At 63.5% G+C, this 13,900-nt stretch carries 10 protein-coding genes; 4 read left to right on the top strand and 6 right to left on the bottom strand.

The window, feature by feature from the left end; genetic code table 11:
- Positions 1-9: 9 nt before the first annotated feature.
- Positions 10-1,065 carry an adenosine deaminase gene (locus LBW87_RS08920; protein ID WP_225201094.1) on the bottom strand — a complete coding sequence of 352 codons (1,056 nt, stop codon included), beginning with the start codon at positions 1,063-1,065 and terminating at the stop codon, positions 10-12.
- A gap of 248 nt (positions 1,066-1,313) precedes the next feature.
- Here LBW87_RS08920 and LBW87_RS08915 point away from each other — a divergent pair, with 248 nt between their 5' ends.
- Complete coding sequence (locus LBW87_RS08915; RefSeq protein ID WP_225201093.1) at positions 1,314-1,859, top strand: hypothetical protein; 546 nt, start codon at positions 1,314-1,316, stop codon at positions 1,857-1,859.
- Positions 1,860-1,964: 105 nt separating this feature from the next.
- Here LBW87_RS08915 and LBW87_RS08910 read toward each other — a convergent pair whose 3' ends face one another.
- The 5 genes from LBW87_RS08910 to LBW87_RS08890 all read right to left on the bottom strand — a co-directional run bounded on the left by LBW87_RS08910 (position 1,965) and on the right by LBW87_RS08890 (position 5,786).
- Positions 1,965-2,699, bottom strand: a complete 735-nt coding sequence (locus LBW87_RS08910; protein WP_225201092.1) for an amino acid ABC transporter ATP-binding protein — start codon at positions 2,697-2,699, stop codon at positions 1,965-1,967.
- Positions 2,680-3,336, bottom strand: a complete 657-nt coding sequence (locus tag LBW87_RS08905; protein ID WP_225201091.1) for an amino acid ABC transporter permease — start codon at positions 3,334-3,336, stop codon at positions 2,680-2,682. The genes LBW87_RS08910 and LBW87_RS08905 overlap by 20 nt, the downstream gene beginning before the upstream one ends.
- Positions 3,333-4,004 carry an amino acid ABC transporter permease gene (locus LBW87_RS08900; RefSeq protein ID WP_225201090.1) on the bottom strand — a complete coding sequence of 224 codons (672 nt, stop codon included), beginning with the start codon at positions 4,002-4,004 and terminating at the stop codon, positions 3,333-3,335. The genes LBW87_RS08905 and LBW87_RS08900 overlap by 4 nt, the downstream gene beginning before the upstream one ends.
- 191 nt (positions 4,005-4,195) lie before the next feature.
- Complete coding sequence (locus LBW87_RS08895; RefSeq protein WP_225201089.1) at positions 4,196-4,978, bottom strand: transporter substrate-binding domain-containing protein; 783 nt, start codon at positions 4,976-4,978, stop codon at positions 4,196-4,198.
- Positions 4,979-5,033: 55 nt separating this feature from the next.
- A complete protein-coding gene (locus LBW87_RS08890; protein ID WP_225201088.1) occupies positions 5,034-5,786 on the bottom strand; it encodes a GntR family transcriptional regulator in 753 nt (250 codons plus the stop codon).
- A gap of 521 nt (positions 5,787-6,307) precedes the next feature.
- On the opposite strand from LBW87_RS08890, the gene LBW87_RS08885 reads away from it, so the two are divergent.
- From LBW87_RS08885 to LBW87_RS08875, 3 genes are read left to right on the top strand one after another with little or no spacing between them, the layout of a single operon-like run.
- Positions 6,308-9,274, top strand: a complete 2,967-nt coding sequence (locus tag LBW87_RS08885) for a bifunctional glycoside hydrolase 114/ polysaccharide deacetylase family protein (RefSeq protein WP_225201087.1) — start codon at positions 6,308-6,310, stop codon at positions 9,272-9,274.
- On the top strand, positions 9,204-13,286 hold the full coding sequence (locus tag LBW87_RS08880) for a tetratricopeptide repeat protein (RefSeq protein ID WP_225201086.1): 4,083 nt from the start codon (positions 9,204-9,206) through the stop codon (positions 13,284-13,286). Before LBW87_RS08885 ends, LBW87_RS08880 begins: the two co-directional genes overlap by 71 nt.
- A 49-nt stretch (positions 13,287-13,335) precedes the next feature.
- On the top strand, positions 13,336-13,890 hold the full coding sequence (locus LBW87_RS08875; RefSeq protein ID WP_225201085.1) for a penicillin-binding protein activator LpoB: 555 nt from the start codon (positions 13,336-13,338) through the stop codon (positions 13,888-13,890).
- The last annotated feature ends 10 nt before the right edge of the window (positions 13,891-13,900 follow it).

Here is a 13,900-nt window from a genome sequence, read left to right as displayed (position 1 = left end):
CTCGGGCGCCTACCGGCTAGCGTATTGCTCCAGCTCGTCCAGCAGGACCTGCTTGCCCTGGTCCGGCAGGAAACAGGCCTCGATGCCATTGCGCGCCAGTTGCAGCAGTTGCTCGCGCGACAGGTCCAGCGCGTGCGCCACTGCCAGGTAGTTGGCCGTCATGTAGCCGCCGAAGTAGGCCGGGTCGTCCGAGTTGACCGTGACCGCCAGTCCGGCATCGAGCAGGCGGCCCAGGTTGTGCTGGGCCATGTCGTCGACCACGCACAGCTTCAGGTTGGACAACGGGCAGACGGTCAGGGGCACGCGTTCGCGGGCCAGGCGCTGCATCAGTTCAGGGTCTTCTTCGCTGCGCACGCCGTGGTCGATGCGCTCGACCTTGAGCACATCCAGTGCGCCGATGACATAGGCCGGTGGACCTTCTTCGCCCGCATGTGCCACTAACCTGAAGCCGAGTTCGCCGCAGCGGGCGTACACCCGGGCGAACTTTTCGGGCGGATTGCCGCGTTCGGACGAATCCAGGCCGATGCCCAGCCACAGGTCGGCATACTGGTCGCGCAGCGGCAGGGCCGCTTCCAGCGTGGCGAACGCGTCTTCTTCCGACAGGTGACGCAGGAAGGACATGATCATCACGCTGCCGAAACCATCGCGCTCACGCGCCTGGCGCAGCGCCCGTGCAATGCCGGCGAACACGGTGGCGATCGGGATGCCGCGTTCGGTATGGGTCTGCGGATCGAAGAAGATCTCGGCGTGACGCACATTGTCGGCGCGGGCGCGGTCGATGTAGGCCGCCGTCATGTCGAAGAAATCGGCTTCGGTGCGCAGCACGTCGGCGCCGGCGTAATAGAGGTCGAGAAAGGATTGCAGGTCGCTGAAGTCGTAGGCGGCGCGCAGGTCTTCCACCGATGCGTAGGGCAGGGAGACCTGGTTGCGCTGGGCCAGGGCGAACATCAGTTCCGGCTCCAGCGTGCCTTCGATGTGCAGGTGCAGTTCGGTCTTGGGCATGCCGGCGATGAAATCGTCGAGGGCCTGGCGCGAGGGCGTAGCGGGTGTAACGGCTGGGCTCATGGCTTGAATCCTTAAAAAATGGCGGGAACGCGGTCGTGCTTTTTCGGTGGCGCACCGATTGAACCGCTTGCTGCCGGCATTATCACGCAATTTTCGTGCGAATCCCGCGCTGAGGATGAACCAAGCCGTGCCACAGGGTTCAGACGCAGCAAGTCAGGCCGGAAGCATCAGCGCTTGTAAAGATTTAATGAAAAGCGTTGCCGACGCTTAAGACATGATTAAATGCAAACCTTGATTGGGGGAGAGGCATGGGCATTACGGTTCAGAAACGGATGCGATGGATGTTGGGTGGCACTCTGCTGGCGATGACGGCCGGATGCACCTGGATGCCGTGGACCGAGAAGGAAGACCCCACGATATTGCCCTTCAAGACCATCCAGAGCGGTTCCTTCCAGGGCTTCCTGAAGAACTGGGACGATGCGCGCCAGCCGGTGTTCTGCGCATTGATCCGTTCGCGGGCGCAATGGGATGCGTTGATGCAGCCGGCCGCGACCATGGGCGACCAGCGTCCCAGCGGGCCGCCAGCGGCCTATTTCCAGACCAAGCAATATCTGCTGGTTGCGCGGGTGATGCAGGCGCCCGATGCCGCCGAGCGTCCACATGTCTTCACGCCCTTGTCGGTGACCTTGCGCGAAGGCGTGTTGCGGGTGAACTACCTGTATCGGGCCCCGTCTTCCGGCGCTTCCTACCAGGTCAAGGATTACATGATGCTGGGTATTCCCAAGGAGCGATACACCACCGGGCCGGTGGTGTTCCAGGAGAATGACCGCCGGGTGTGCGAGCTCAAGCGCTGAGCTGCTCAGTTGCTGATACGCAAGGAGCAATAAAAAACCGCCGACACTGCATGGCAGCGTCGGCGGTTTTTTTGTGGCGGGCGCATGGCCTGCCGCGAGTCGGTATTACAGACCCTGCGTCATGCCGATGAACTGCTTCAGTTCGGCCGTCTGCGGATTGGTGAAGACCTGCTCCGGCGGGCCGATCTCGTGCACCTTCCCCTGGTGCATGAACACCAGGCGGTTACACACTTCACGGGCAAAGCGCATCTCGTGGGTCACCATCAGCAAGGTCATGCCTTCCTTGGCCAGGCCACGCACCACCGCCAGCACTTCATTGACCAGTTCCGGATCGAGCGCCGAGGTGATTTCGTCGCACAGCAGCGCCTGCGGTTGCATCGACAGCGCGCGCGCAATGGCGACGCGCTGTTGCTGGCCACCCGAGAGTTGGTCCGGGAAGGCATCGAACTTCTGGGCCAGGCCGACGCGTTCGAGATTGGCCTTGGCGATGACCATGGCCTCGTCTTCGGACACGCCCTTGACCTTCATCGGCGCGATCATCACGTTGCGGCCCACCGACAGGTGCGGGAACAGGTTGAACTGCTGGAAAATCATGCCGACCTTCAGCCGCAGGTTGCGCAATTCCAGCTCGGACGTGCCCAGCTTGGCGCCGGCCACGCTGATGTTGCCCTCGTCGATGGTTTCCAGGCCGTTGATACAGCGCAGCAGCGTCGACTTGCCCGAACCGCTCTTGCCGATGATGGCGATCACTTCGCCGGGATCGACGTCCAGGCTGATGCCCTTGAGGACTTCGTTGTCGCCGAAGCGTTTCTTGACGTTATCAATGGCGATGAGCGGCATTGTATTTCCTTTCTAAAGACTGGCTGTACTTGGACAGCGGCCAGCAAAGCACGAAGTAGAAGACACCCACGATGGCAAACACCGTAAAGGGGCGGAAGGTGGCATTGGTGATCACGGTGCCGGCCTTCGACAATTCGATGAAGCCGATGATCGAGGTCACCGCGGTGGACTTGATGATCTGCACGCTGAAGCCGACGGTAGGCGCGATGGCGATACGCAGCGCTTGCGGCAGCACGATGTGGCGCATCTGCTGGAAGTAGTTCATGGCCAGCACCGATGAAGCTTCCCACTGGCCTTTCGGCACCGCCTCGACGCAACCGCGCCAGATTTCGGCCAGGTACGAGGCGCTCCAGCACATCAGGGCCAGTCCTGCGGCCAGCCAGGCGGGAACCTCGATGCCGAACAGGGCGATACCGAAGAACACCAGGAACAACTGCATCAGCAGCGGCGTGCCCTGGAACAGTTCGATGTAGAGGCGTGCGATCTGGCGCAGCCATGCCTGGCGCGAGGTGCGCATGAACAGGATGATCAGGCCGAGCGTGCCGCCCAGCACGAAGGTGACCAGCGCCAGCACGATGGTCCAGCGCCAGGCCAGCATCAGGTTGCGGACAATGTCCCAGAGGGTAAATGAAATCATGCGGTCCTCCGTGCGGTGATGAAGTATTGGCCGATCAGGCGCAGCAGCTGTCGCAGCAGGATCGACATGACCAGGTAGATCAGAGTGGCCACGATGTAGGCCTCGAAGGCGCGGAAGTTACGACCCTGGATGAAGTTGGCCGCGAACGACAGTTCTTCCACCGCGATCTGCGAGCACACCGCCGAACCCAGCATGACGATCACCACCTGGCTCGACAGCGCCGGCCAGATCTTTTGCAGCGCCGGGCGCAGGATGATGAAGCGAAACACCTGCATGCGCGACATCGACAGCGACAGCGCCGCCTCGACCTGTCCGCGCGGGGTGGCCTGCACGCCGGCGCGAATGATCTCGGTGCTGTAGGCGCCCAGGTTGATCACCATGGCCAGGATGGCGGCCTGGATTTCGCTGATATGGATGTTCAGCGAGGGCAGGCCAAAGAAGATGAAGAACAACTGCACCAGGAACGGCGTGTTGCGTATGGTCTCGACATAGGCGCTGACGATCGGCTTGAGCCACTTGGGCCCTTGCGTACGCGCCCATGCGCCGAAGATGCCGACCGCCACGCCCAGGACCCCGCCGATGGCGATCAGCTCGATCGTCGTCAGCACGCCTTTGACGATGACGTCGCCGTAATCGAAGGTTGATAGGAAATCGAATTGATAAGCCATGATTGGTGTCGGTCCTGCCTCAGTGTTGCGTGGGATGAAGAATGTGCCGTCATCCCGGTTGTCCGCCTGCCTGCGATTGCTCATGCCAGTGTTGCCGGCGCCAGGCGGAAATCGCGCCGGCAACACTGCTTGCTACCAAGAAATACGTTATGCCGGAAGCCTTATACCCGATGAAGGCTCAACCATGCAAGTTACAGGCCTGCCGGCAACGGCTGGCCGAGCCATTTTTGCGAGATGGCGCTGAGGCTGCCATCCTTCTTGGCCTCGGCCAGGATTGCGTCGACCTTGTCCTGCAGCTTCTTCTCACCCTTGTTCAAGCCGATGAAGCAAGGCGAATCCTTGATCAGGAACTTGGTCTCGGGCTTCTTGGGCGGGTTCTTGGCGATGATCGCTGCAGCCACCACGTTGCCGGTGGCGACCAGTTGCACCTGGCCCGACAGGAACGAGCTGATGGTGCTGTTGTTGTCTTCGTAGCGTTTGACGGTGGCCGTGGCCGGGATGATCTTGGTCAGTTCCAGGTCTTCCACCGAACCGCGGGTAACCGCAATGGTCTTGCCTGCCAGGTCGGCCGCGCTCTTGACTGCCAGGTCGGCCGGGCCGAACACGCCATTGAAGAACGGCGCATAGGCGGCCGTGAAATCGATCACCTTCTCGCGCTCGGCGTTCTTGCCCATGCTGGAGATGATCAGGTCGACCTTCTTGGTGGTCAGGTATGGGACGCGGTTGGCGCTGGAGACCGGGATCAGTTCAACCTTGGCGCCCAGTTTCTTGGCGATCAGGTTGGCCACGTCGATGTCGAATCCCTGTGGCTTGAGATCGGCATCGACCGAGCCGAACGGCGGGAAGTCAGCCGGCACGGCAACGCGCAGGGTGCCGTTCTTCTGGATATCGTCCAGCGCATCGGCGCGGGCCGCGGTGGCGGAAAACATCAGGGCGCCAGCCATCAGGCCGAGCAACAGTTTCGAGAGTTTCATAGCATTTTCCCTTGTGACGACGTTTGATGAATGGCTGTCAGCGCTTCACGGCGCTTCATGGCCTTTTGGTTTGGTTGCTGCGGTGAGACTGGAGATCGGTGACGGCAGCGCCGGCACGCGATACAGGCGCAAGCGCTTGCCGCAGGGGTTCCAGCGGATCGCTGCTGCGCACCTGATTCAGGCCCGATTCAACATGCTGCAGGTGCGCATGCATCAGTTGTTCTGCGGCTTCGACGTCGCCCCGTTCGAGGGCGGCGACGATATGTACATGTTCCAGGCATGAATCCTCGGCCTGCTCCGACGACTGGTGCAGCATCGCCGTCAGGGTGGTGCGTGCGGTCAGGTCGCGCAGCGTTTCCGACAGCAGCGAGTTGCCCAGGCATTCGCACAGGCAGACGTGGAAGTCGCCCAGCAGATAACTGCGGGCGCCGACGTCGGCGCCGGCAATGGCGGCCTGCTCGCGCTCGATGTGTTCGCGCAACTGGCGTACCGCCTCCACCGGAATGGCCCGCGTATGCATCTGGCGCAACAGGCCCAGTTCGATCACCCGACGCGCCTCGAAGGCTTCCCGTGCCTGTTCCGCCGTGGGTTCGATCACGAACCAGCCGCGACGCGCACTCACCGTCACGATGCCGCGCGCCATCAGACGGGTCAGCGCCTCCCGCACCAGGGTGCGCGAGACGCCGAACAGATCGGCCAGTTGCTGCTCGCCGAGCCGGGTTCCCGGCGCCAATTGCTTGGCCAGGATGGCCTCGGTGATACGCACTGCGATCTGCGACGAAGACTTGACGGAAGGATTTGTGCCCATATCCAATCATCAGCAAGTTGCGTGCCAGACTGATATACAAGATCGGCATACAAAATAGTGCGACGATTATTGGCACTGAAGAGGCGGTGTGACAAGGGTTTGCGGCCCGCCGGGACAAAATCGGGCGGCCAGGATTGGCCTGGGGAAAGTTGCGTTGCAATATCTTTTGAGGAGGGCGACGCACCTTCGCAGGGCAATGCCAATGCCGCTGGCTCTGCTTGGTGCACGCATTCGTTGTGCAGCGCATTTGGGCAGCCGAGGGTGTGTGGTCAACCGGCGACGCGAGGATTTCGTGATTTTTTGACAACACGCATCGAAAAATATGTCATCCCACCTCAAAGGATGTTGTCGTTGCGGCAACGCAATTTGATTGTAAATGTAGATAAAATCCAGCAACTCTTATAAATTCCGGTCCGGGAAAAAACGGCCTTTACGGCTATCGGGATTTTCCGGATATCGGAAGCGGCGGCTTGATGGTCTCATCGCGGTCATCAATCGGCAGACTAATAAAGGAGAGGCGCGTGAGCCTTGGGTTTGAACAAGGGGGGGCACAGGCAGCGCAACCCCGCCGGCAGCGGCGTATCGTTGCCACGCGCCTGGCCATCTGGTTGAGCGCTTTTCTGTGCCTGGTCTGCGGCCCGGCGTCGGCGGCCGCCAACGCGCCATTGACTTCAGTGGCCTTCTATTACGGTCCACAGCCGCCGCTGGCCGATCTGCAAGCCTTCGACGCCGCCGTGGTCGAACCCGAATACGTCAGCAATCCGGCCGCGCGTACACGGGCCGCCGCCGATGGCACCCATGAGCTGTTTGCCTATGTCGCGCTGGGCGAAGTGCAGCCGTCGCGTCCTTATTACAAGCAGTTGCCGGCTGGCGCGCTGCGTGGCGACAATGCCGCCTGGGGCAGCCGGGTGATCGACCAGGCCGCTCCCGGCTGGCGCGATTTCTTCCTCGACACCATCATTGCCCCGTTGTGGCAGCAGGGCTGGCGCGCCTTTTTTCTCGATACCCTCGATTCGTATCAGCTGTTTGCCCGCACCGATGCCGAGCGCGCCGTGCAGACCGAGGCGATGGTGGAGATACTGCGTGAATTCAAGCGCCGCTATCCCGACGCCAAGCTGATGCTCAATCGCGGCTTCGAGCTGTTGCCGCAGGTCGCGCCGCTGACCTATGCGGTGGCCGCCGAGTCGCTTTACCGGGGCTATGACGCCGGACGGCGCAGCTATGGCCCGGTGCCGCAGGCCGATCGCCAATGGCTGCTGGAGCAAATGGAAAATGTGCGTGATCGCTACCACCTGCCGGTCATCTCGATCGACTATGTCGATCCGCAGCAGCCCGGCGCGCGCGATCTGGCGCGTGACACCGCCAGGAAGATCGCCAGCCACGGCTTCGTGCCCTGGGTCGCCGATGGCGCCCTGATGTCGATCGGCGTGTCCAGCGTCGAACTGGTGCCACGCAATGTATTGGTGCTGCTCGACGTGGCTGCCGGCGAAGACCTGCACACCAGCGAAGTGCAACGTTTCCTGGGGATCCATCTCAACCACCTGGGCCTGCGTTACGAGTTTCGTGAAGTGGGTCGCCAGGGTTTGCCCACCGAGCCGCTGGCTGGTCGCTATGCCGGCGTGGTGACCTGGTTTCGCAACGGCATCGACCATCCGCGCCTGGGGCCATGGATCAATGCCCGCATCAAGGAAGGCGTGCCGGTCGCCATCTTCAACGCGTTTGGCTTCCAGATGACGCGCATCACCGCCGGCATGCTGGGACTGACCAATTTCAGTGCGCCGGCGCCGGACAGCCTCACCATCATCGAAGCCGATTCGCAGTTGATGGGATTCGAGACCAAGCCACGCGTAGACCGGACCCAGCTTGAGTCGGTGCGCCTGAGCGACCCCAAGGCGCCGACCCTGCTGCGCATGAAGGACAATCGCAATAACCTGTACGACGCGGCCGCGCTGACCCCATGGGGCGGTTTCGCGCTGGGGCCGTTTGCCACCACCACGCTGCCGGTGCTGGATCCGCCGCGCTGGGTGCTGGAGCCGCTGACCTTTCTCAAGCGCGCGCTGCGCCTGCCCGATATCCCGGTGCCTGACGTGACTACCGAAGGTGGCCGGCGCATCATGATGAGTCATCTCGACGGTGATGGTTTTCCGTCCAAGGCCGAATATCCGGGCTCGCCCTTTGCGGTCGAGATCCTGCAGCGCGAGATATGGGATCGTTACAAGTTTCCGGTGACGGTCTCGGTAGTGGAGGGCGAGTTGAGCCCGCAGGGCGTGTATCCGGAATTGTCCGCGCAGACCACGGCGCTGGCCCGCAAGATGTACACGCTGCCCTATATCGAGCCGGCCAGTCATTCGTTCTCGCATCCCTTCTCGTGGGCCGACGCCATGCACGGCACCAACCGCGCCGACATCACGCAGATGGATGGCGACGCCTCGCATACGCTGGAGATCCCACACTACAAGTTCGATCTCAAGCGCGAGATCAAGGGGTCGATGGACTACATCAACAACACCCTGCTGCCACCCGGCAAGAAGGCCGAGATCTTCCTCTGGACAGGCAACTGCGTGCCGCCGCCTGAAGCGATCGCGCAGACTTACCTGGATGGTTTCCTGAACATGAATGGTGGCGACACCATGATTACCAACAGCCGCAAGAGCTGGACCGATATCGCCGCGCAAGGGGTGCGCAAGGAAGGCTGGTACCAGGTGTTTGCCCCGAACCAGGACGAGAACGTCTATACCGGCAACTGGACCGGCCCGTTCTATGGTTTCCAGCGCGCCATCGAAAGTTATGAATTGACCGGCGAGCCGGTGCGCTTCAAGGCGGTCGATATCTATTACCACTTCTATGCCGGCACCAAGCCGGCCTCGGTGGCGGCGTTGCACCGCATCCATCGCTGGGCGCAGGCGCAGCCGTTCACCCGTTTGTATGTGTCGCAGTACATCCGCAAGGTGATCGATTTCGAGAACACCAGCATTGCCCGCGCCGCCGACGGCAGCCTGGTCTATCGCACCGGCCCCAACCTGCGCACGCTGCGGGTGCCCGATGGCGCGGTCGAGTTCGACCTGAACGGCGCCGGCGTGGCCGGCAGCGCGCCGGGACCGCAGGACCGTTACCTGATCACGACCGCCAGCGAAGTGCGACTGGCGCCACGTGCGGCGGCGACACCGCAGCCCAGCGTGCAATTGCTGGAGGCCAGCGGCCGCGTGGGCGATTTCTCACGCAGCGTCGACGGCAATCGGGTCGAACTGCGCTTCTCGCTCACGGCCAATGGCGCGGCCAACTTCAGCGTGGCCGGCGCACGTCAATGCAGCGCCAGCGCCGATGGCGCAGCGCTACCCAGGAACACCGATCGCAACAGCAGCATCGTGAACCAGAGCTGGTTCGGCAATTTCACAGGAAAGTCTGCAATACATCAATATGAGCTCGGGACCGCAAACACAAAACTGGCGACAACAAGGCACCTGGTACTCGTTCAGTGCACCTTATGAACGGCTGAGCCTGTTCTCGCCCTGGACCATGGTCGCCTTCGCGCTGGCCATGGTGGTGGTGCTCGTCCTGGTTTTTCCCCGCCTGTCGTTGCAGCAGCGGCTGCAGGTGGCCAATGCCAGCGGCCGGGCCGACCAGCTGACGGTGGAATACCTGAAGGTGTTCCTCAAGACCCAGCCCGACAACGCCGTGCTGCGCGCCGAGCTGATCAAGCAGATGGTCGGCCTCGGGCAGTTCGACGAGGCGCGCCGTCAACTGGCTATCCTGGGGCAGTCCAATGATGCCGCCGCCCAGGTCGATGCGGCCTGGCTCGAATATCGCATCCAGCAGCAGGAGGCCTTTGCGCTGAAGGCCGACGATCCCGAGCGCGAACGTCTGGTGGTCAGCTTGCGTGGCGCATTGCAGCGCCTGATGCAATATCGGCTGTCGACGGCGCAATGGCTGGCCTTGTCCCAGGACGCGCTGGCGCTGGGCGACCGCGATGCGGCCAGGCTGGCGTTCGAACGTCTGTTGTCCGAGCGGGCCGCCATCGAGCCCAAGGACGCCGAGCGCATGGCGCGTCAAAGCCTGGGCCTGGGCGACTACCGCAGCAGCGCCGCTTTCTATCTGCTGGCGATGAACAGCGCCGGTTCGCTGGACGCGCGCCGCGAGCATTTTCTCAATGCCTTGCGCAACCTGCAGGCTGGCGGCTTGAATCAGGAAGCGCTGGACGTGGCCGAACGCGAGATCGGTCCGCTGGCCCGCGACCGCCAGACCTTGCTGTTCCTGACCCGGCTGGCGCAGGCCGCCAACCGGCCCGACCTGGCGCAACGCTACGTCAAGCAATTGCTGCAGCTATCGATGTCGGCCGGATTGCCGCCGCGCGCGGCGGCCAGCGACAGCGCCCACGGCCAACTGGTGCACTTTGCGCGCATGAGCGAATTCAGGCGCTCGATGCGCAAGACGCTGGCCATGCTGCACTCGCCCGGCGCCCTCGGACGCGAACTGCAGGCAGCGATGGACCAGGCGCACGTCATGCGCATTGCGCTGGCGCGCGAGGTCAGCGGCGACCAGGCGATCGCGAAGATGGCCTTTGACGACGAGATCTATACGCTGGCCTATAACGTTTTCCTGGCCAACCGCAATGTGACAGATGCCCGCTTGCTGGCGCAGTCGGCGGTGCGCCAGCAGCCGGCCAATGCCGCCTGGCAGCGGCGCCTGGCTGAAGCCAGCGAATGGGACGGGGAGCCGGTCCAGGCCACGCCGCACTGGCTGGCGTATGCGCGCCTGTCGGGCGATGAGGCCGGCTGGGACAATGCATTGCGGTTGTCGACCGGCACCTTCGAGCAAGAGATCCTGCTCGAGGCGCTGCAGCACAAGATGACGAACGAGCCGGGCAACCCCAAGTGGGTCACCGAGCTGGTGGCGCAATTCGAGAATATCGGCCAGCCGGAACGGGCCGCCGAGTTCCTCGAACAGCGCCTGCGGCGCAGCGCTGGTCGGGCCTCGACCAATCCCGCCCAGCGTAACGTCGAGATGGAGGCTCTGGCGCGCCTGTATTTGCGCATGGGCCGCGATCAGCAAGCCCTGCTGCTGTTGCGCCAGCAGCGTGCCGAGTTCGGCGCGACGGCTTCCAATGCGCTGTTGTCGGCCAACCAGTTGTACATGAACGGTCGCATCGACGAAGCCATGGCCATTCTCGACGAGGCAGCGCCGGCGGCGCCCGTGGCCAATACCGATTTCTGGCGTGCCTATGCAGAGGTTGCACGTTTTCTCGAGCGTGATGGCGAGGCCCGCCGCGGCTACGACAAGCTGCTGGCGTCGGACCAGGCCGACGAGGGCGACATCAGCAACATGATGGGCGTGATCCAGGACCAGGAACCTCGTGCCGCTGCTGCCCTGGCCGAGTTCGGTTATCGGCGCACCGGGGTGGTCAACTTTGCGGTGCAGGCGCTGACCTATCGCCAGCGCAGCGCCGACTTCGATGGCGCCCAGGCTTTCCTCGACAGTCTGTCGCCGCAGCAGAACGAGGTGCTCGAAAAGAGCGCCGCCTATCTCAGCGTGCGGGCCACCATCAAGCAACTGCAACGCGACCTCACAGGCGCGCGCGCCGACATGGTGCGTGCCCTGGAGTTGCGTCCACGCTCGGTAGAGGTGCGGGCCGAACTGATCTGGATTCTCATCGCCAACCGCGACACCGCGGTGCTGCAGCGCGCGCTGAGCATGTGGGCGGCTGACGCCGAAGGCGCGCCCGGCCTGTGGGGTCCTTTTGCGGCGGCCAACATGTCGCTCAACCGCCAGGATCTGGCCTTGCACTGGTTTCGCAAGTCCGGTTTTGCGCGCAACGATTATCTCTGGCTGATGAGTTATGCCGAGGCGCTCGACGCCACCGGCCAACCCGACCTGGCGTGGCGTATCCGCCGCCGGGTCTGGATCGAGCTGCGCGATCCGAAGGTGTTGCGCAATATCCCGCCGGCACAGTTACGCGACTGGCGCGACCGGCTGGCGGCACTGACGCCGCTGTTCATGCAGGCCGATGCTGGACTGCGGGTGATGCAAGCCTTGCTGAAGGCCGATGCTGCCAGCCTGACGTCGACCGCGGTCCAATCGACGCCGGCCGCCGACGGTCCCTCGCTGCTGCAACAGATGGCCGGTGCGGCGCGCCGTGATGGCGCTGAGCGCGCTGAGCGGGACGGCGTTGCCGGCCGATTGGGCGCTGGTCCGGATGTCCTGTTTGCGCGTAACGCCGAATCCGGTCAGCGACCGCGCGACGATGCCCGGCTGTCGGCCAGCGTGCGCGAACTGGCGCTGGCCTACGCCATGAACCAGGGCGAATCCGATCTGGCGCGGGCCTGGCTGGCCACGCGTTTTGCGCGTGAGCTCGACAAGCCGTTATGGGGCGACCTGGCCTTGTCGCTGGCCGCCGATGACCGGCAGGGACTGAACCAGATGCTCGACAACCTGGCCGACTGGTTGCCGATGTACGACCGCATCGAGGCCGCACGCGTGGCGGGGCGGGTGCCACTGGCGCAGACGCTGGCCTTCGATCAGTTGACCTTGCTGCCGGCCGACGACGAACTGCATGCGCGGCTGACCAACCTGGTCATCGACGAGCCCGCGAAGTTTTCGCTCGCCACCACTACCAGCCGCGAGTTTCCATTGGCCACGAAGCGCATCGACCTGGGCACCGGGTTTGCGCTCACGCCCGGCACCCGGCTCAACTTCAACTACACCGAGCGCCGCCAGCACAGCGACGACCTGTCGTTGCTGGATGGCGTGCCGGCGGTGGATCGCCTGTTCGAACTGAGCCTGCGCCGGCGCATCGAGGATGGCTTCGTCAGCGTCGCCCTGCAACACCGCGATGCGATGCAAGGCTTCAATGGCCTGGCGCTGGCGTTCTCGCGCCAGGTGACGCCGCGCCTGACCTGGTCGGGCACGGCCGGACTCGACACCACGGCCACCGAATCGGCGCTGATGCGGGTGGGCGCCAAGCGCAGCGGCGCAGAGTTGAACCTGAACATCCAGCTCAGTCGTACCGAATACCTGCGCGTGGGTGGCGGCCTGCAACGCTACAGCACGCAGGCCGGCACCACCTTGGGCAGCGGCCGGATGGTCAATATCGAGGCTGGCACCCACTTCCGGGTCGAGTATCCCAACCTGACCCTGCGTACCTTCGTCAATGACGCCCGCTTCAGCGATCGCGGGGTATTCGACGACCAGATCGCGCGCCTGGTCCCGGCCGGCAACGATCCGGCATCGTTCCGGTATATGCCGCTCAACTCGCGCGTGCTGGGCATTGCGCTGGGCGCCGGCACGGTGGTCGAAAGCAACTACACCCGCGCCTGGCGGCCGTTTGCCGAGATCGGGCTGACCCGCACCACCGATGTGGGGTGGGGCCGCAACCTGCGTGCAGGCGCCGCCGGCAGCGTGATCGGACAGGACGTGTTGTCGATCGGGCTGCAAAGCACCAGCGCCACGCCCAATGCGCCACAGCGTGGATTCGAACTGGCAGTGCAGTACAAATGGCTCTACTGAATCGCAGTCCATTCAATTTAAAACTTGTTTCAACTCAACGGTGATCATCATGAAAAACCCAATCTTCTCTCGCCTCTCCGTGCTGCGGCTGGCCGCCGTGGCCCTGCTGGCCGTGGCCGTCACGGCTTGCTCCACTACCGACATCGGCCGGGCACCGGCGTTGCCGGCCGACGCGCCGTGGGCGCTGCTGCCGTTTGCCAATCACACCGAGACGCCGCAAGCCGGGCTGCGCGCCGAGGCGATCGCCGAGAACGTGTTGCGCGCCAATGGCGTGGCCAACCTGCGCCGTTACCCGGCTTCGCTCAACAACGAGACCCTGTTCGAACCGATGGACCGCAAGCAGATGGATGCCGCGCTCGAATGGGCCCGCGGTGAAAACCTGTCGTACGCCCTGACCGGAACCGTCGATGAATGGCGTTACAAGGTCGGCATCGATGGCGAACCTGCGGTCGGACTGACGCTGCAACTGGTCGAGGTCTCCAGCGGCAAGGTGATCTGGGCCGCCGCCGGTGGCAAGAGCGGCTGGAGCCGCGAAGCATTGTCGGCGGTGGCGCAGAAACTGTCGCGCACCTTGCTGGCGCCGCTGACCGCAGGCGCACGTTAAATCCAGGATG

Source organism: Herbaspirillum sp. alder98 (assembly GCF_020179755.1).
Classification (GTDB): domain Bacteria; phylum Pseudomonadota; class Gammaproteobacteria; order Burkholderiales; family Burkholderiaceae_D; genus Herbaspirillum.
The sequence above is the reverse complement of the archived record's forward strand: the minus strand, read 5'-3'. Positions and strand labels throughout refer to the sequence as shown.